This is a genomic window from Microbulbifer thermotolerans, assembly GCF_001617625.1.
Lineage (GTDB): Bacteria > Pseudomonadota > Gammaproteobacteria > Pseudomonadales > Cellvibrionaceae > Microbulbifer > Microbulbifer thermotolerans.
The window spans coordinates 2489326-2507805 of record NZ_CP014864.1; the positions used below are offsets into that span (position 1 = coordinate 2489326).

The window sequence follows — 18480 nt, forward strand, 5'->3', positions numbered from 1 at the left end:
ATGTGTTAGCCGGCCCTCCCTAGCGCTCCCTCAGCGCCTCACGCGCCATATTCATTGGTTTCACCAGATAATCAAAAATGGTTTTCGAACCGGTTTTCACGTCCACGGTCGCAATCATGCCCGGGACTATGGGAAATTTTTCACCTTCCTTGTTCAACAGGGCATCGGATTCTGTGAGGATAAAGACACGGTAATAAAACTGATCTGGATTGATTTCATCCTGGATGGTGTCAGGTGAAATCGTCGTCACTTTACCGTCCAGGCCACCATAAATGGCATAGTCGTAGGCGGTGATCTTCACTTTGGCCGGCTGCCCGGGATGAATAAAGGCAATATCCCGCGGGGATATACGCGCCTCAATCAACAGCTGATCATCCAGAGGCACGATTTCCATCAAGCGGCCGTTGGGAGGAATGACACCGCCAATAGTGGTGACTTCGATATCCTTGACAATACCCCGCACCGGGGATCGATGGGTCAGCCGCGTCAGTGAATCCGAGCGTCCCGCCAGCACAGACGACAGCGCTTCCACTTCGGCACTGACCGTTGCGAGTTCTTCCCGCGCCTTCACCATATACTCGGAGCGCACTTCGCGGATTTTCAATTCCAGTTCGGATTTTTGCCGGCTCAAGCGCAGCACTTCCACATTGCTCGCGGCGCCGGAGCTGACAAGCGATTGGGTGATGGACAATTCCCTCTGCACCAGTTGCAAAGATTCCCGCAATCCCTTGAGGGACTCCTCCAACCCTTGCTTCCGGGTGACATAAAGCTTCGTCTCCTTGGCTTTCAGGTCTTCGTGTCCCTCAAGTTCCTTTGGAAATGCCAAAGCGGTTCCGTTAACTTCCGCCGTCAATCGCGCCGCGCGGGCCAGGGCCGCGCGGTATCTCGCCGCGCTCTCTTCCACATTGGAACGCACCTTAGTCGGGTCCAGTTGTGCCAATATCTGCCCGCGCTCAACAATGTCTCCTTCGCTGACCAGCAGTTCCGCGAGTATTCCCCCTTCCAAAGACTGAATCACCTGTGCGCGCGAAGTGGGAATAACCTTGCCAGCCCCGGATGACACTTCGTCGACCTGCGCGAAATAAGACCAACCCACCAGAGCCGCAATCAACAAAAACACCACCCACACAACACGGGTGGAACGCACCATTGTGGCCTCGTCCGCCTCATCACTACTGTACTGCCCCGTTCCGTGATAATCGGATTCCAATAGCGGTATAGATTTAAAACCCGAGAATTTTCTGTCACACGGGGCTGTTTTGTTACTCGCCATCAGGACATCCCTTCTCTTTCCCGCCGCTCGCGGCTGACGGACTGGGCGAGTTGTTCCAGTACACGCGCCTTGGTGTCGTCCATGACAATACGTCCGCCCTCCACTACCAGAATCCGATTCACCAGGCTGAGCACACTGGTACGGTGTGTCGCTACAATCAGCGTACGCTTTTGACACCAGTCATCCAGGCGCTGGATAAAGCGCCGCTCCGTGGACTCATCCAGCGATGCCGTGGGTTCGTCCAATAACAGAATATGAGGCTGGCGAATCATCAGGCGCGACAACAGCAGTGACTGACGCTGTCCGCCGGAAAGCCCCTGACCGCCTTCAAGAATGACGTGGTCCAAGCCGCGCGGCAATTTCTGCACCAGCTCCAGGGCCCCGCTCATTTCCAGTGCCCACAGTATTTCCGCATCTGTCGCATGGGGCGCGCCCAGTGTCAGATTCTCCCGCAAAGTGCCGTGAAAAAGTCCGGCGTTTTGGCTGAGTAACCCCACATCCCGGCGGATATCCGCCGGGTCTATATGGGCCATGCAGACACCATCCAGATCGGCGCGTCCGCTGACGGGCTCCAGTATGCCGGACAGAGCCTGCAACAACGTCGATTTACCGGCGCCGTTGCGCCCCAATACCGCGATGCGTTCGCCGGGTTTAATGGAAAGCTCCGAAACCATCAGCGCGGCTTCGCCGGTCTCGTCCCCGTATTGAAAAACGGCCCTTTTAAAGTGATAGGCGCCGAGAATCACCGGCTTGTGCACCCGCTTACTGCCCTCCGGATGATCCACTGGGCGCTGCATAATTTCGTCCAGTCCTTTGAGTGCGAATTTTGCCTGCTGCCAGCGGCTCAGCACCTGGGTGATATGCGCCATAGGCGACATCATACGAGAGCCGAGAATCGATGCCGCCACTAGGGAACCCGTGGTCATATCACCGGCCATCACCATGGGAGCGCCGAACAAAATAATGACCGCAAATACTGAAGACTGCACATTGTGCGTCCAGGTCATCAGCATATTGACCAAGTATCGGAGCTTTAAATTAGAATCCGCCGTCACGGCGTTGTAGTGGTTCCACTGGCGCTGAAAACGCTGCTCCGCCTGCAGCGCTTTGATATCCTCCATACCCTGCACGCTTTCCACCAACATGGCATTGCGCAGCGATGACTCGCGCATGGTTTCCGAGGCCAGCTTTGCCAGCTTTCTCTGTGCCAGCAGGCCCGGCACAATCAGTAATATCACCGCGCCCAGGGGCACCAGTACCAGGGGGCCACCGATCACCCACATCACCAGCAAAAAAAGCAGGAAAAAGGGCATATCCGCCAGTGCCAGTATGGTGGTAGACGTCACCATTTCCCGCACGCGCTCCAGCTCGCGGATCTGTGAAATAAAAGTACCGGTGGACTTGGGCTTGGCGGAATTGCGCAGGCGTACCGCGTGGCCGAATACGAGATCCGATACGCGGATATCCGCGCGTTTACCCAGCAGATCGGTAATTCGTACCCGCATCATGCGCATGATGAAATCGAATACAACCGCCAACATCACACCACTGAACAGCACATAAAGTGTCGGCATGGATTCCGCCGGTATCACGCGGTCGTACACCTGCCTGGCGAAGAGTATTCCCGACAGCGCCAGTGTATTGGCCACGGTTGTCGCCAACATCACGTGCCCGTAAGGTTTCAGATCGCGCAAAATAATCTTACGGAACCAGTGTTTGTTGTCCGGCTTGATGTATTCATCGACGCGGGCGTCAGAGACATTGCGCGCAGGGCGCAAGATCAAGGTCTGGGAAATCCGGCTTGCGATCTCATCCACACCAATCCGGCTCTCAAGCCCCTGGTCACCGCTGTAGCTAATACCGAGACTGCCGTCCGCGGCGATGGTTTCGATAACGCCGACCTGCCCATCAGTGAGCTGTACCACCAGAGGCAGACGCCAGGGTGTCAAAAGAGTTTTTTTGAAATCCGCAAATCGCACCGTCAGGCCGGCTTGGCGGGCCATATGCCGGATCACAGTTTCCACTGGCTCGTCGCCGCTCCAGTTCCCCGCAATACGCACATTTTCCGCCGAATATTCCAGCCGGTAGTGCCGCGCAACAACCAGAATCGCATCCAGCCAGGGGGAATAATCCAACCGTTCCTCGGCGCCCTCCACTGGCCGGGCGGCGGCTTCCGCCGCCAAAACTTCGCTATCGCTCAAGGGAGTACCTCCACACCCTGTATCTCCCGCCCCTCCAGTTCAAAGGCTCTTCTGAGTGCACCCAGGTTATACAGGCAGTCAATTTGCAGCCGGCTTAAATCGTAGCGGGCATTATTCTTTTCTTGCCGCGCCTGGTGTAGTTCCTGTTCGGCATTCAATAAATCGAGCAGAGTTCGGGTACCCAGGGATGAGTACTGCTTCCTGTAGAGATCGCGCGTTTCGGCAATCGCGCGCTCGCGGGAATTGAGAATGGACAAACTACGGCTTAAACCACTGGCTTCTTCCTGTGCCGCCAGCAGTGCCTGCATCACCGATACACGCGCCGCGTCTTTTGCCGCGTCTGCTGCCCGCAGTGCATGCACTCCCGATGCCTTGTTCGCAGAAATTCGTCCACCTTGATAAATTGGCATGGACAAATTTAAAAACACCGCACTTTCATTTTGGTCCAAGGCCCTGGCATCCACATATTGCTGATCCAGGTAGTTGTTGACGCTGGCATCGAGTGACAATGTAGGCCAGGCACCCGCCCTGGCCTCTTCCAGACGCGCCATCGCCTCTGCCCGCGCCGCTTCTGCTATCAGCACTTCCGGCACAGCGGAGATTTCCGGCGATACCACTTCGCACGCATGGCGGATTGCATCCGGTATTTCCATAGACATACTGAACCGGTCGCGGCTGCCCATCAGATACTGCAATGTACTTCGCCAGCGGTTTAATTCCGCTTCCACTCGCTGTTTCGATGCCCTTGCCGCCTCCATGCGCGAGCGGGCCTGGAGCACATCGGAGCGCGAACTCGCGCCTCTGTCGCTGCGCATCTGTACCAGAGCGGTAATTGCAGAAACGCCTTCAATCTGTTCCTCGGCGGATTGCAACAGTGCCTGGTAACGCTGTACTTCAATTGCGGCCTGTGCTGTATCGCGGGCAACGGTATCGATCGCCTGAAGTACCACCGCCCGGGAGCGCTGCATATCCGCCATCGCCAGATCGACTTCGCTCGAGACTTTGCCAAAGTCATAGAGCATCTGCGATGCGTAGATCTGCACCACGTGCCCGTCGCCGCCGCGGTCGTCTTCCGTGTCTCGCCCGGCGACAAAATTCACACCTATTTGCGGAAAGTAACCGGCTCTGGCAGCACGCACATTTTCGCGCTCCCGTTGCAGAGCAACGACCGATTCTGAGATAACGGGATGCCACTCCACCGCCCGATGTACCGCACTGATAAGATCCAATGTCCCAGGGGCAATGGAATCTGTGACAGAAAAATAGGGCTCTTCCGGAGAGCGAATCGCTTCAGCCTGCATCTCCGTTGGGCTGACGACATCCACAATTTGCGCCCAAGCCGGATGCAACCACAGCGTCATCACAAGCGTAAGCAGGGCCATCCATAGCCGGTTTATTCGATCCACTATTTTTACACGCCTTTGACAACAGGTTATTGCGGGATGTCTTTTGCAGGAAACCTCTGTTGAACTCGCCTACTGGAGGTAAAGACTCTTCAGACCCAGATGCGGTACATAGGAGATGGGATGAGTATTTCGAAAGTGCCGGGTATTGGTAGGTATCCGACAGTGCTATAGAGACCTGCCCGTGCGTTTTCGAAATATCGACGCCATTGCCTGATCACCCCTGAACCACCTGCAGTACCCGCGCGAATGAAACAGAGGTCCCTTAATACATAAATGCGGTTATCAGTTTAGCCCAACAAAAACACCGGGCCCGAGGGCCCGGTGTTTTTCGGCATGGATCTCTTCCAGCCAGCTACAGGTCGTGGTGCCCGTATTGCTGCCACAGATCCTGGAGTTGGTCGTCCAGCGGGGCCTGCAACAGGATGTCCGCGCTCTCTCCAGAGATGTCCGACAGTGCGGGCAGACCTTCGGCCTCTAGCTGTGCCAACAGCTGGTTGCCATCCGCGCCGGCCTCTTCCAACAGCTCGTGCAGTTGGGGAAGCGACTCGTGACCATCCACTGTGGGCAGGCCTTCGCCATCCATCGGCATTTCTGACTCAGACCAGAAGTGCGGGTCCGCTACATCGCCACCATCCACAAAGTCAAACTCTGTATCTTTGAGGGGGATGACATCGTCCGCTTCCGGTTCAGTATCCGCAGAGGCTTCCGCGTCGGGCTCCCCGACACTATCGGGGTCGGTGTCGCCACCGCAGCCACAATCATCTTCCTCAGCTTCGGATTCATCGTCAGCGGCCGCATTCTCGTCATTGCACAAGTCATCGATGTCGACTTCCGTGACTCCAGGCCCGCCCACGTTACCGGCAGGATTCGTCGGCCATCCTTCGGTGGTTGTTACCTCGCAGTCCTCGTCATAGTGAAGCGGTCCGGCTTTGATGATGTATTCAACCACCGGGGAACCGTAAGTTTCCTCGATGCAGTCGAACAGCGTCTCCGGATACTTGCCGTTCGTGATTTCCTCCTCGAAGCCTTCAACCTTGATCACTTGGCCATCTTCTAGCCGGAAAGCGATGTAGGAGATTGCATTCGGGAGTTCACAGTCTGCATCCGAGTCTGAGTCGGCATCCGCGTCGGCGTCGGCATCTGCGTCTGCATCCGCATCGGCATCCGCGTCTGCGTCGGCGTCTGCATCCGCGTCGGCATCTGCATCCGCGTCAGCATCCGCATCCGCGTCAGCATCCGCATCCGCGTCGGCATCCGCATCCGCATCCGCGTCAGCATCGGCATCTGCGTCAGCATCCGCGTCAGCATCCGCGTCGGCGTCGGTGTCAGCATCCGCGTCGGCGTCTGCATCCGCGTCCGCATCCGCGTCAGCATCGGCATCGGCATCTGCGTCGGCATCCGTATCCGCGTCGGCGTCGGCATCAGCATCGGCATCCGCATCCGCATCCGCATCCGCATCCGCGTCAGCATCGGCGTCCGCGTCGGCATCTGCGTCTGCGTCAGCATCCGCGTCGGCATCCGCATCAGAATCGGCATCCGCATCACATTCGATATCGATATCTATGTCGATATCGATATTGATCTCGCAGTCTTTGCCATGCCCTCGGTCAATATCTACGTCGACATCAACATCAATATCTTTGATGTCGCAATCCTTATCACAGTGCCAACCGGGTCCACCCCAGTCTGCATCTGCGTCCGCATCCGCGTCAGCATCGGAATCTGCGTCTGCATCACAGTCACAGTCGATATCAATATCGATATCTATGTCGATATTGATGTCGCAATCGGCATCCGCATCGGCGTCCGCGTCGGCATCTGCATCTGCGTCTGCATCCGCGTCTGCATCGGCATCTGCGTCCGCATCAGCATCGGCATCCGCGTCCGCGTCGGCATCCGCATCAGCATCGGCGTCGGCGTCTGCATCTGCGTCAGCATCGGCATCGGCGTCCGCGTCGGCATCGGCGTCCGCGTCGGCATCCGCATCCGCGTCCGCGTCGGCATCTGCGTCTGCGTCCGCATCCGCATCCGCATCGGCATCCGCATCGGCATCCGCGTCAGCATCGGCGTCGGCGTCCGCGTCAGCATCGGCGTCTGCGTCCGCATCGGCATCCGCGTCAGCATCGGCGTCTGCATCTGCGTCCGCATCGGCATCTGCGTCGGCATCCGCGTCTGCATCCGCATCCGCGTCAGCATCGGCATCCGCATCCGCATCCGCGTCGGCATCTGCGTCGGCATCTGCGTCTGCATCTGCGTCTGCGTCCGCGTCGGCATCTGCATCGGCATCCGCATCCGCATCCGCGTCAGCATCGGCATCGGCATCCGCGTCTGCATCTGCGTCTGCATCTGCGTCGGCATCCGCGTCTGCATCTGCGTCGGCATCCGCGTCTGCATCTGCGTCGGCATCCGCGTCAGCATCCGCGTCCGCATCGGCATCCGCGTCAGCATCGGCATCCGCATCGGCATCCGCGTCTGCATCTGCGTCGGCATCGGCGTCCGCGTCGGCATCTGCGTCTGCGTCCGCGTCGGCGTCGGCATCCGCGTCAGCATCGGCATCGGCATCGGCATCGGCATCGGCATCGGCGTCAGTATCCGCATCTGCATCTGCGTCCGCATCGGCATCTGCATCTGCGTCCGCATCCGCATCCGCATCGGCATCTGCATCGCCATCGTCGGGTGTATGGTTTCCGGTTTCTCTGAATGGGTCGTCATCGTCATCGTCGCTGGCGATAAGGGCAATCACGCCAAGTGCTCCTAGACCAGCCAGAACCCAGGGATATACTGTTGCCGCCGGTGCAGCTGCAGTTGTAACGGCCGGCCCTGCGGGAACCGGTGTCCCGGGGGGGCCCGCCAATAACACGGGGGTTTCCTCTCCCTCCAGAACCAGTTCGCTGTGAAATCCTTCCTCATCGGGCTTGAAAAAATTCGCAATAACGATGGTCTGCCCTGATTTGAGAATGATTACCAAGTTGAGTCCATCCCTGGCATAGGAGGCAATTTTATCTTGCCCCAGCGGAAGCTTCACTATGCCGGTCGAGGACAGGTCCAGTGCACCAAGCGGCCGTTCTACAACCGTACCGCTGAGCTTGTCGAATATCGTCGCGATCATGCCATCACCTACTACAACCCGATGAAATAGCCCTTGTGAAAACGGACGTCGGGCTTTACTTCTTGAGAGCAAAGCCGTAACTGCTGCGATAGGAAGGGTGAGCTAGCGCGAGAATGATCCTGCTAGTGCAATCCCTGCTTTACGCCACTTACAGCTGTACATTTTTTGAACAGCTTTTATTGGTATGGACTGCGCAGTGGCGCTTTTCAAGCTCGATAGAGGAAATTAAATGTCAGTCCTCGTGCAACACCATTTTTCAAGAAACCGGCATGGCGGCTGGGACATTTACTCCCACAGTGCCTTGTCGAAAAGAAGGTGAAAAAGGCGCTGTTTACACCCGCTATACTGAGCGAGTCAGTGAGGGACGGGCACAGATAGGGAACCTCTGATTGAGCCACTTTCTGTTGGCAGAGACGCTTCAGGGCGGATGTGAAGCTCAGGTGATAGGGCGTACATTTCGAAACCGTCGGATACAGGGATGTATCCGTCGGAGCTACAGGGAAGTACTCGTGCGTTTTCGAAATGTACGTCCTATTACCTGAGCGCCCCGGAAGCTACCATAGTGTTCACGCGAATTAGTCAGAGGTTCTATAGGGAAACAGAAATATTCAATGAGCAGGGATGCAAAGGCTGGGATTCAATCCGGCATTCAAAATAATGAAACTCCTGTCGTGGATTGCCCGACAGGCCCTATTGTCGGCACCGTCGATCAAAAGACCGGGGTTAATAAATTTCTCGGAATTCCCTATTGCCACCCCCCAATCGGAGATCTCCGCTGGCTGTCGCCACAACCAATGCAGCCCTGGCAGACACCTTTCCGTGCCGTGCGTTTCGGTATGCCGGCGGCGCAAAATCCATCGCTGCTGATGCAGGTGCAAGGGCCCTGCGGTGAACCGCCTGAGAGCGAAGATTGCCTGTACCTAAATATTTACGCACCACCCAAACCCGGAACTGGCAAGCTACCAGTGATGCTGTGGGTACACGGTGGCTCCTTTTATATGGGTTCCGGATGCCAGGAAATCTACGATGGCTGTCACCTGGCGGCCAGCGGGCGCGCAATTGTGGTGACTTTTAACTACCGCCTGGGGGCTTTCGGCTTTCTGCGACTCCGGGATATCTGTGATATTCCGTCAAGCGGCAATGAGGGTGTGGAAGATCAAATTGCAGCCCTGAATTGGGTGCACAGGAATATCGCCGCTTTCGGTGGCGATCCAGACAATATCACTTTATTCGGCGAATCCGCTGGTGCAATGAGTATTGCCACTTTGCTCGCCGCCCCAGGTTGCCGCGGTCTGTTTAAGCGTGCCATCGTACAGAGTGGCAACCCTCACGCCCTGCACACACCCAGGCGGGCAAACAATCTGGCATTGGCTTTTGTGGAACACCTGGAAAAAATTTGCGGCCACCAATCGTTGCGCAAAGCCAGCACAAAATCCCTGCTTCAGGCTCAGTATGCGGTAATGACGGACCCGCGCATGGAGCGAAGTTGGGGACAGCTGCCATTCAAGCCGGTGCTAGACGGCAAACTGCTGGATGCCGACCCACTTGAAGCGCTCGCGCGCAAGCGGGCGTCTGGAGTCACTCTGCTACTCGGCAGCAATTTGGACGAATGGAATCTATTCAGTGCAATCACACCGGAAACCTTTACGCTGGATAACAAAAAAATTCGTGCGCGTCTGGAGTGGCTCTTTCCCCATCATCTATTGGCCCCCTTGTTGAAACACTACTACCGGCTGGCAAGGTCTCAAGAGGAAAACCCATGGCCTGAATGGCCGCGCACCTGGAATCTGCTGCTGACAGATATGGTTTTTACAGTCCCCGGTATACGCCTTCTAAAAGCGCATTGCGATGATTGCTATCACTACCATTTTGCCCAGCCACTGGCCGCCCAGCCATTGCTGGGTGCCTGCCACGCAGTGGAACTGGGCTATGTTTTTGGGACTTACGGGGCTGAATCCTTGCGGCCCCTCTATGGCGCGGAGGCAAATCCGCACCGCTTGAGTGGCGCCATGCAGAAAGCTTGGCTAAATTTTGCCGAGTGTGGTGATCCCGGCGCCGAATGGCTGGATTTTGGCAGTGGCCACAGCCGCCGTTTTGGCGATCATCCTCGGGCCCGCCCATTCGATGCGGCGGAGTTGACGGCACTGTGGCAAGATATACCGGATAGTTTGCTAAACGGTTATCTGTAACAGTGACAAAAATTTTACTGATACGCCACGGCGAAGCGGCAAAAGGGCCGGATATTCCCGATCCGGAGTTAACGGCGCTGGGACACAAACAGGCCGAAAATCTCGCGCGAGAATTCGCCGCGGAAAGCCCCATTGCCCTCGTAAGCAGCCCCAAACTGCGCACACAGCAAACCGCACGGCCGCTGGCAAAGGTGTGGCGGCGTCCCATTGCCTTGGAAGCTGCAGTCACGGAAATTCCGTCCCCCTCGCATATACCACTGCAAAAACGCGCGGCCTGGATACGCTTATTGCTCGAAAGCGACTGGGACGAAAATGATGCGCAGCAGGTGGCGTGGCGCCGGGGTGTTCTGGAGTATCTGCTCACACTTGAGCAAGACACGGCAGTCTTCTGCCATTTTATGGTTATCAATTCCGTGGTGGCACATATTCGCAACCACCGAAAGATACAACAATTCCGCCCGGACTATACGTCAGTGACGGAATTGTGTCTGAAGGGAGGGGCGCTGGAGTTGGTGCGCCTGGGAAAAGAGAAAAGCAGCCGTATTCTTTAGGCAACCTCTGATTAATTCGCGTGAACACTAGGGGCGCTCAGGCAATGGGATGGACATTTCGAAAACGCATGAGTACTTCCCTGTAGCTCCGATGGATACATCCATGTATCCGTCGGTTTCGAAATTTCCACCCCATTGCTTGCGTATCTCTTCCGGCTACGGGGCTTTTTTGAAGTCCGAGACTGAAGACTCAGAAGCTCCGCTTTTCGGTTATTGCAGGCTTTTGCTCACCACCTCATAGAGATCTGCAGACAGCTTGCCGGATTGCATCACACTTTCCAACGACTGCCGCATTTTTTCACCCAGTGCCGAGCTGTATTTTTTCCAACGGGTCAGCGGTATCACCAGGCGCGCCGCAATCTGCGGATTGAGTTTATCCAAGGCAATCACCTGTTGTGCAACAAACTCAAAACCACTGCCGTCGGTGCGATGGAACTGGGCGAAGTTGCGGTTGGCAAAGGCACCGATTACCGCACGCACTTTGTTGGGGTTTTTCAATTCAAACGCCGGGTGCGCCATCAATGTCTGTACTCTTTCCAAAGTTCCCCATCTGGCGCTGCCGCTCTGCAGAGAGAACCAGAGCTCTACTACCTGGGTATCCACTTTCCAGCGTTCGTAGAAAGTCTCCAGACTCTTATCCACATCGGTTTCATTACCGTAATTGACCAGTGCCGCCAGGGCCGCCGCACAGTCAGTCATATTGGCCGCTTTATCGAACTGTTGTTGCGCCAACAGCAGTGCGTCCGCGTCTTCCGTGGCACAGAGATAATCCAGGCAGGTATTTTTGAGACTGCGCTCGGCGATATCGGCCGCCTCGGGGCTGTAGGGTTTGTCTTTGTGCAGGCGCCGATAAGATTCCAGCAGATCTTCTTTTAACGCTTCCGCCAGGGCGTGGCGGGCAAACTTGCGCGCTTCGATAATGGCTTCCGCATCGATCCTTTCGGCTTCCTCTGCCAGCGTTTGTTCACTGGGCAGCGCGAGCATTTTCGCTACCAGGGCCGGGTCCAGATCGCGGTTGCGCAGTACACTGCGGTAGGCTTCCACCAACTCCGGCTGCAACTGTAGCGTTTTACCGTTTCGGTAGTCTTTTTGCAGCTGCCCCAGTGCAGCAAAAGCCAGGCGCTGACCCGCGTCCCAACGATTAAAGGCATCGCTGTCGTTGCGCATGAGAAACAGGAGCTGTTCGCTGCTGTAGTCGTAGCGCACTTTGACCGGCGCGGAAAAACCGCGCAGCAATGACGGCAGCGGTTTTTCCGCGAAACCGCTGAAGTGAAATGTCTGCTCCGCCTCGGTCACCGGCAGAACCAACTGGGTATTGCCCGCTTCGTCCAGTGGCAGATCTTTACCCTCGGCGCTCAGCAGACCTAGCGCCAGCGGGATATGAAACGGCAGCTTTTCTTTCTGGCCGGGCGTGGGCGGGCAGGATTGTCTTACGGTAAGTGTGTAGCTGCCCGATGCCTCGTCGTAACTGTCGGTCACATCCAGTACCGGTGTGCCCGCCTGGCTGTACCAGCGGCGGAACTGTGTCAGGTCGACACCGTTGGCATCCTCCATCGCCTTGACGAAATCCTCACAGGTCACCGCCTGGCCGTCGTGCCGGTCGAAATAGAGATCACTGCCCTTACGGAAGCCCTCGGCGCCGAGCAGCGTGTGAATCATGCGCACAACTTCCGCCCCTTTCTCGTACACCGTCAGGGTATAGAAGTTGGATATTTCCATATAGGAATCCGGGCGTACCGGATGCGCCATGGGGCCCGCGTCTTCGGCAAACTGCTGGGTGCGCAGCAGAGATACATCCTCGATGCGTTTGACCGCGCGAGAATTCATATCGGCGGAAAACTCAGCGTCCCGGAAAACGGTAAAACCTTCCTTCAAGCTCAGTTGAAACCAGTCGCGGCAGGTGACACGGTTTCCAGACCAGTTGTGGAAATATTCGTGCGCGACAATAGCTTCAATGCGCTGGAAGGTGGCATCAGTGGCCGTCTCCGGGCTGGCCAGCACACAGGCGGAGTTGAAAATATTCAGCCCTTTGTTTTCCATTGCGCCCATATTGAAATGGTCTACGGCCACGATCATAAAGATATCCAGATCGTATTCCCGGCCGTAGACCTCCTCGTCCCAGCGCATGGCTTTTTTCAGCGAACGCATGGCGTGGGCGCACTTGCCGATATTTTTCGCCTCGGTATATATCTGCAGTGTCACCTGACGACCACTGGCCGTGGTATAGCTGTCCTCCACGCGCTGCAGATCACCGGCCACAAGCGCAAACAGATAAGCGGGCTTGGCAAAGGGATCTTCCCAGGTAACGAAATGGCGGCCGTCCTCGGTGGCGCCGCGCTCAATTTCGTTGCCGTTGGAAAGCAGCACAGGGTACTGTCGCGGCGCCACAATGGTGGTGGTGAACTTTGACATCACGTCCGGCCGATCCGGATAGTAGGTGATTTTGCGGAAGCCCTCTGCTTCGCACTGGGTACAGTACATACCGTTGGACAGGTACAGACCTTCGAGGGAGGTATTATTCTCCGGGCTGATACGGTTACAGATTTCCAGCTCGAACTCGGGCTTCTCCACCTCAATCGACAGCCCGGCCGGGATTTCCTGGTAGCGGCTGGCGGGCACCAGCTGGCCGTCGATGGAAACGGACAAAAGTTCTAGTTCCACCCCGTCCAGTAACAGCGGCGGCAACCCTGCCCCGGCCGCTGGATTGCGCCGGACTTTCAGCTGCGATTTGACCAAGGTACCCTTGGGTTGCAGTTCAAAATGGAGTTTTGTGCTATCGATCAGGTACTCGGGTAGTTTGTAGTCCTTCAGGTATACAGTGTTTGGTTGGGCATCTTTCATAGTGAATACAAGGATATTCCGTTCTGACAAACCGTTCCCTCTCGGGGGCACGCGAATACTGCCACCCACTATATAGATTTCACTGCCGGTGCCAAGTGTCGGCGGTTCTCACGCAAATGCTCTAGAGCTTCCGTAAAATGGTATGGAGCGCCACTATTGCTTAATTTGAGGAGCCCCCGTGCAGAGAAGACGCGCGCTATTACTCGCCGCAATTCTGATCATCACCGCAACCGGCAGCTGGATCTGGCTGGATAGGGAGCGACTGACAGTGGCACTGATCAATCCGCTGCTGCAAACCAGCCGCATCGATAGCCTGCGTGGCCTGCAACCCGGCATCGATGCCATCACTGTGGACGAGGTGCACTTGTCTCTCGCTTCCGGTGCATCTATGCGCATGGAAGATCTCCGCCTGAGCCACCCCTGGGGGCTGATATTCACCGGCGAGCGCAATCGCAGCCGACTCTCAATTGCAAGTCTGCAGTACACCCCACCCCAGCCACAAGCCGAAGCCGCCCCGGTCCCCACCAGCGCCAATGACAAAGCGGTCTCAGCAGAGGACGCAAGCCTGCGGACACTGATCGCCCTGGTCCATAAAACACTGCCTGAACACGTGCAGGTAGAAGAATTCCGTTGGTTCGATGACACGATGCACCGCGGTCAACTGCATATTGCCCGCAATGATGACCGCCAGTCCGTTAAAGCCAATGCCACTTTCGACCGTCAAGAGCTCACCCTCTTATTGCGGTCCGAAGGTGGGCAACTGCACCTCTCCGCGCAACTGGATGACAAAAAGGATGGACGGATACTGTCTTTCACAGGTGCATTGCTTGCGGATACATCGGATCTTTGGCTCGCCACTATTACCCTCCAATCTGACCTGCAAAAGCTGTCCCAGCTACCACTTCCGGACAAACTGGCCCAGTTTAGCCCCGGCGCCACAGGCGCGGTGTCTGCCCGACTCCAGGCGCGTTTACCAGACCGCGTATTGCGACTGGAAGAATACTCGGATATCTCTGTGAAACTGGAAAAATCATCGATTCAACTGGCCCTGCCCCAAGCACTGCTGGGCACGGAAGCGGCGTTCAATCTTACGGTCGACGACCACTTGGAGGTGAAACTCGCCGCTCTACGCCCACTGGAGGCAAAAAGCCTTTCCGGCAGCGGAAACATAACACTGACCCCCAAAGACATGCCCACCCTGCTCCAGGCCCGGTTTGCATCCACGACCAGTCAGGGACAGCCGCAAATCACCGCCACTGGCAATCTTAACCTGCAGGCGCTCACTCCCTGGCTGCAATCCTCTGTGTTGCAGGACAAGTTACCCGATCTACGGCTGACTTCAGCCGCCGGGAAACTACAATTCCAGGGGTCGGCAACCGCAAAGTCTCTCACCGCGCTACCGGACGGCCGGCAAAGCTGGCTGGACCGCTTTGACCTATCTCTACTACCAGACAGCTGGCTCGAACTCTCGGTTTCTCAACCCGGAGCCAGTCCGGATGGCTGGCAAAACGGGAAAATTGCTATCCATCTACCCGAGGTGCTGGCAGTACGGACCGATCAGTGGCCGGGGAAAATGCAGCTTAACAGCGCTGAAATCAGACTGCGCGCACAAGAGAAAGACGGAAATATCAGCGTCAATGCACAGTTGCAACAGATAGAATGTAGTCTCCTCACTCAGACGCGCTGTTCATTGGAGATCGTCGCCGAGTCACCGGAACCGTTGGGGTTACCAGGCGCTCTGACGCTGGAAAATTTTTCCATGAATAGTGAATTGCAATTTCACACGGAAGATAACCAGCAGCAGTGGCTACTCTCCCAGGCAGAAGTCTGGGCCGACGACCTGAAAGGTCCCTCATTACAGGCCGAACGGCTGTCTCTAACAGCTCCCCAGCTCCAGTGTCGTGTGACAAATGGCAGTGCACACTGCGAAAGCATGGAAATTACTGCCGCCTTTTCCACGCTGGACACGCCCGGACTGCGCTCTTCTGGCGCGCTGACTTTCAGCGACGTGCAGTTCCGCCAGTCGGGCCGAAGAACCGAATTGAATGCGGGGTACCACGCAAACCAAATCAGGCTGAAAACCGCAGAAAATTATGCGTTGAACATCGATATACAGGGAAATCTGCTATTAGAGGACGCGATGCTGCACGGGGAAAGCCAGCTGCTCTCAGGGCCGGTGAAACTACAGGCACAATGGCAGCACAACTTGAACAACGCAGAAGGCACGGCAGATTTTACCTTTCCGAAGACAAGCTTTAGCCGCACACATCCTCTCTCCCGGGCGATAGAAGGACTGCCGGTGGATATTGTCGCCGGAACGCTTTCCGCCAGCGGGCGCTACAGTTGGCCAATGGGCACAAAGGACCACATTCACCTGCAGCTTGAGCAGGCGGCCGCCGTTTTCGGGGATAGCTTTGCCGCGGGCGTTGCTGGCGAAATTTCCCTTTACCGGCGGGGTAATCTATGGCTCACGGACCAACCGCAGGCGGTACAGGTGGATCGGGTCGACTTCGGACTGCCGATCGAAAATATCCATTTCTCAATTTCTCTCGACGAGAAGCGAGACTTGGCTTTTAACGCGGTTAACGCGCAACTGCTCGGCGGCACTCTGGAGTCTTCCCGGCTAGTCTGGAACCTGGACGGAGAAGAGCACACAGGGAAGATCCAAATCCAGGGCATATCCCTCAGTGAACTGGCAAGGGAAATGGAGGCGGAAAACTTTGCCGCTACAGGCACGCTGGATTTGGAAATACCGATGGCTACCAGTAGCGAGGGCGTGACGGTGAGGCGCGGACAGGTAAAGGCGCGGCCACCAGGAGGCAGGTTACGTTACTACGGCGCCTTCTCCCCGCAGATGCTGTCGGGCAACCCGCAGTTGAAACTGCTCGCAGGCGCCTTGGAAGACTACAACTACAGGGCACTTTCCGGCACACTGGACTACCCGTCCAGCGGCGACATGCGCATGCAGCTCAAACTTGTTGGGCGCAGCCAGTCGGTGGCGGCGGACAGGGACCTGATTATCAATCTGAACCTGGAAAATAACATCCCGGATATGCTCCGCTCCCTGCAGGCGAGCAGGGATTTGACTGAGGCACTGGAAAAGACGCTTCAGTAAAGCCTGGGTTCAGGTTAGTCCATTACAATAACCCCTATGTTAAATCCTGAGGAGCGTCAGATGACGGCCACCAGACTGTTTTCCACACTATTGATGGGGGCGGCCATTACAGCTGGCTGCACGCCCACGGTCGCCGTGCAGGCACCCAGTGAACCGATTACCGTCAACTTAAATGTGAAGATAGAGCACGAGATCCGCGTAAAGGTCGACAGAGAGCTGGACGACCTGTTCGAAGACAAGGAAGGCATTTTCTAAGGAGGCGAACCATGAAACTTTTCAAGACTGCCCTGTTGTGCTTGAGCCTGCTATTCACCCTGCCGGCCCTGGCGATTACTCTGGATCAGGCGCGAAACCAGGGACTGGTTGGGGAAGCAAACAGCGGCTACATTGCCGTAGTCAGCAAAAGCACCCCCGAACTGGAAAAGCTGGTGGCGGATGTGAATGCAAAACGCAAAGCCGAGTACGCCAGGATCGCCAAGCGCAACAATATCGACATTGCCCAGGTCGCGGCACGGGCCGCGGAAAAACTGGAAGCCCGCCTGGCGACGGGACACTACTACCAGGACAGCCGGGGTCGCTGGGTGCAGAAAAAGTAGACGCACAGGCCCACTCCCTAACGACCAGGCAAAAGCAAACCGGGTGGGTACAACCCACCCGGGTGCTATCTACAGATTGCCAAACAGAGACTGGCCGTCTAGTCCCTGTTTCTCCATCACCTCTCGCAGGCGTTTGAGCGCATCCACCTGAATCTGTCGCACCCGTTCACGGGTCAAGCCGATTTCCCGGCCCACCTCTTCCAGAGTACTGGCTTCAAAGCCGCGCAAGCCAAAGCGACGGGAGACCACCTCACATTGTTTCTCGGGCAACTCGCTGAGCCAGCGGTTGATACTCTCGAACAAGTCGCTGTCCTGAAGCAGTTCCGCAGGGTCGGACTCCTGTTGATCCGGAATGGTATCCACCAGGGTTTTTTCCGAAGACGGGCCTATTGGTGTGTCCACCGAAGTAACACGCTCGTTCAGACCCAGCATCCGCTCGACATCCTCCACCGGTTTTTCCAGCAGGTTCGCAATTTCTTCCGCGGAGGGTTCGTGGTCGAGTTTCTGGGCCAGTTCACGAGAAGCACGTAAATAAACGTTCAGCTCCTTGACGACATGAATGGGCAGGCGAATAGTCCGGGTCTGGTTCATGATGGCCCGCTCAATTGTCTGACGGATCCACCAGGTGGCATAGGTGGAGAAGCGGAATCCGCGTTCGGGGTCAAACTTTTCCACCGCGCGAATCAACCCCAGATTGCCCTCTTCGATCAGATCCAGCAGAGCCAGCCCGCGCCCGACATAGCGGCGGGCAATTTTCACCACCAGGCGCAGATTGCTTTCGATCATCCGTTTTCGCGCCGCCGCGTCACCGCGCAACGCCTTGCGCGCGTAATAGACTTCCTCCTCTGCGGTGAGCAGTGGCGAAAAGCCGATTTCGTTCAGATACAGTTGCGTGGCATCGAGGTTTTTCTGCAAATGGCTGTCGTTGTCCAGTTTGCGCGCCCGCGCCTTGAGGGGGGTGGGTCCGGAATCTTTTTTGGCCGCTGTGCTCCGGGGGCGGCCAGGGGAATAGTCCTCTTCTTGACCTGTCTGATGTTCGTTGTGATCAATTGCCAACTCTGGAGGAAGTTCATCTACATGACCCGTCATCAACCGGTCTTGACGTCGTGCTTCCATTTCCCCAACTCCTTGTACTTTGCCAATATCAGCCGCACCACAAACCGAGATCAACCAACCCGGCTATGAGGGGTACGACAGTC

General features: G+C 56.6%; 11 protein-coding genes. 5 read left to right on the plus strand and 6 right to left on the minus strand.

Annotation, left to right across the window (positions count from 1 at the left end; all coding sequences use genetic code 11):
- Nucleotides 1-19: 19 nt before the first annotated feature.
- From A3224_RS10460 to A3224_RS16905, 4 genes are all read right to left on the minus strand, one after another.
- Nucleotides 20-1273, minus strand: a complete 1254-nt coding sequence (locus A3224_RS10460) for an HlyD family type I secretion periplasmic adaptor subunit (RefSeq protein ID WP_082817486.1) — start codon at nt 1271-1273, stop codon at nt 20-22.
- The gene (locus A3224_RS10465) at nt 1273-3474 is read right to left on the minus strand and encodes a type I secretion system permease/ATPase (RefSeq protein WP_067154188.1); all 2202 of its coding nucleotides are present in this window, start codon (nt 3472-3474) and stop codon (nt 1273-1275) included. Before A3224_RS10465 ends, A3224_RS10460 begins: the two co-directional genes overlap by 1 nt.
- Nucleotides 3471-4880: a TolC family outer membrane protein gene (locus A3224_RS10470; protein WP_231902357.1), complete on the minus strand. Its 1410-nt coding sequence runs from the start codon at nt 4878-4880 to the stop codon at nt 3471-3473. Before A3224_RS10470 ends, A3224_RS10465 begins: the two co-directional genes overlap by 4 nt.
- 352 nt (nt 4881-5232) lie before the next feature.
- Nucleotides 5233-7989, minus strand: a complete 2757-nt coding sequence (locus tag A3224_RS16905) for a BapA/Bap/LapF family prefix-like domain-containing protein (protein WP_156481466.1) — start codon at nt 7987-7989, stop codon at nt 5233-5235.
- 611 nt (nt 7990-8600) lie between these two features.
- Between A3224_RS16905 and A3224_RS10480 the strand changes: the two genes are divergently transcribed.
- A complete protein-coding gene (locus A3224_RS10480; protein ID WP_082817487.1) occupies nt 8601-10178 on the plus strand; it encodes a carboxylesterase/lipase family protein in 1578 nt (525 codons plus the stop codon).
- A 2-nt stretch (nt 10179-10180) separates the two neighbouring features.
- On the plus strand, nt 10181-10729 hold the full coding sequence (locus A3224_RS10485; protein ID WP_067154193.1) for a histidine phosphatase family protein: 549 nt from the start codon (nt 10181-10183) through the stop codon (nt 10727-10729).
- Between the two features lie 210 nt (nt 10730-10939).
- Here A3224_RS10485 and pepN read toward each other — a convergent pair whose 3' ends face one another.
- Complete coding sequence (gene pepN / locus A3224_RS10490; protein ID WP_067154196.1) at nt 10940-13570, minus strand: aminopeptidase N; 2631 nt, start codon at nt 13568-13570, stop codon at nt 10940-10942.
- Between the two features lie 178 nt (nt 13571-13748).
- Here pepN and A3224_RS10495 point away from each other — a divergent pair, with 178 nt between their 5' ends.
- From A3224_RS10495 to A3224_RS10505, 3 genes are read left to right on the plus strand one after another with little or no spacing between them, the layout of a single operon-like run.
- Complete coding sequence (locus tag A3224_RS10495) at nt 13749-16685, plus strand: intermembrane phospholipid transport protein YdbH family protein (RefSeq protein WP_067154199.1); 2937 nt, start codon at nt 13749-13751, stop codon at nt 16683-16685.
- Between the two features lie 60 nt (nt 16686-16745).
- On the plus strand, nt 16746-16940 hold the full coding sequence (locus tag A3224_RS10500; protein ID WP_067154201.1) for a YnbE family lipoprotein: 195 nt from the start codon (nt 16746-16748) through the stop codon (nt 16938-16940).
- An 11-nt stretch (nt 16941-16951) separates the two neighbouring features.
- Nucleotides 16952-17281: a YdbL family protein gene (locus tag A3224_RS10505; protein ID WP_067154204.1), complete on the plus strand. Its 330-nt coding sequence runs from the start codon at nt 16952-16954 to the stop codon at nt 17279-17281.
- A gap of 69 nt (nt 17282-17350) precedes the next feature.
- On the opposite strand, the gene rpoS is transcribed toward A3224_RS10505, so the two are convergent.
- Nucleotides 17351-18397: an RNA polymerase sigma factor RpoS gene (gene rpoS, locus A3224_RS10510; RefSeq protein WP_067154205.1), complete on the minus strand. Its 1047-nt coding sequence runs from the start codon at nt 18395-18397 to the stop codon at nt 17351-17353.
- Nucleotides 18398-18480 lie beyond the last annotated feature (83 nt).

Bases quoted from the DNA above. Each gene is read 5' to 3' on its own strand.
- A3224_RS10460 (WP_082817486.1), bottom strand. From the start codon at position 1,273: ATGGCGAGTAACAAAACAGCCCCGTGTGACAGAAAATTCTCGGGTTTT.
- A3224_RS16905 (WP_156481466.1), bottom strand. From the start codon at position 7,989: ATGATCGCGACGATATTCGACAAGCTCAGCGGTACGGTTGTAGAACGG.
- A3224_RS10480 (WP_082817487.1), top strand. From the start codon at position 8,601: ATGAGCAGGGATGCAAAGGCTGGGATTCAATCCGGCATTCAAAATAAT.
- pepN (WP_067154196.1), bottom strand. From the start codon at position 13,570: ATGAAAGATGCCCAACCAAACACTGTATACCTGAAGGACTACAAACTA.
- A3224_RS10500 (WP_067154201.1), top strand. From the start codon at position 16,746: ATGACGGCCACCAGACTGTTTTCCACACTATTGATGGGGGCGGCCATT.
- A3224_RS10505 (WP_067154204.1), top strand. From the start codon at position 16,952: ATGAAACTTTTCAAGACTGCCCTGTTGTGCTTGAGCCTGCTATTCACC.
- rpoS (WP_067154205.1), bottom strand. From the start codon at position 18,397: ATGGAAGCACGACGTCAAGACCGGTTGATGACGGGTCATGTAGATGAA.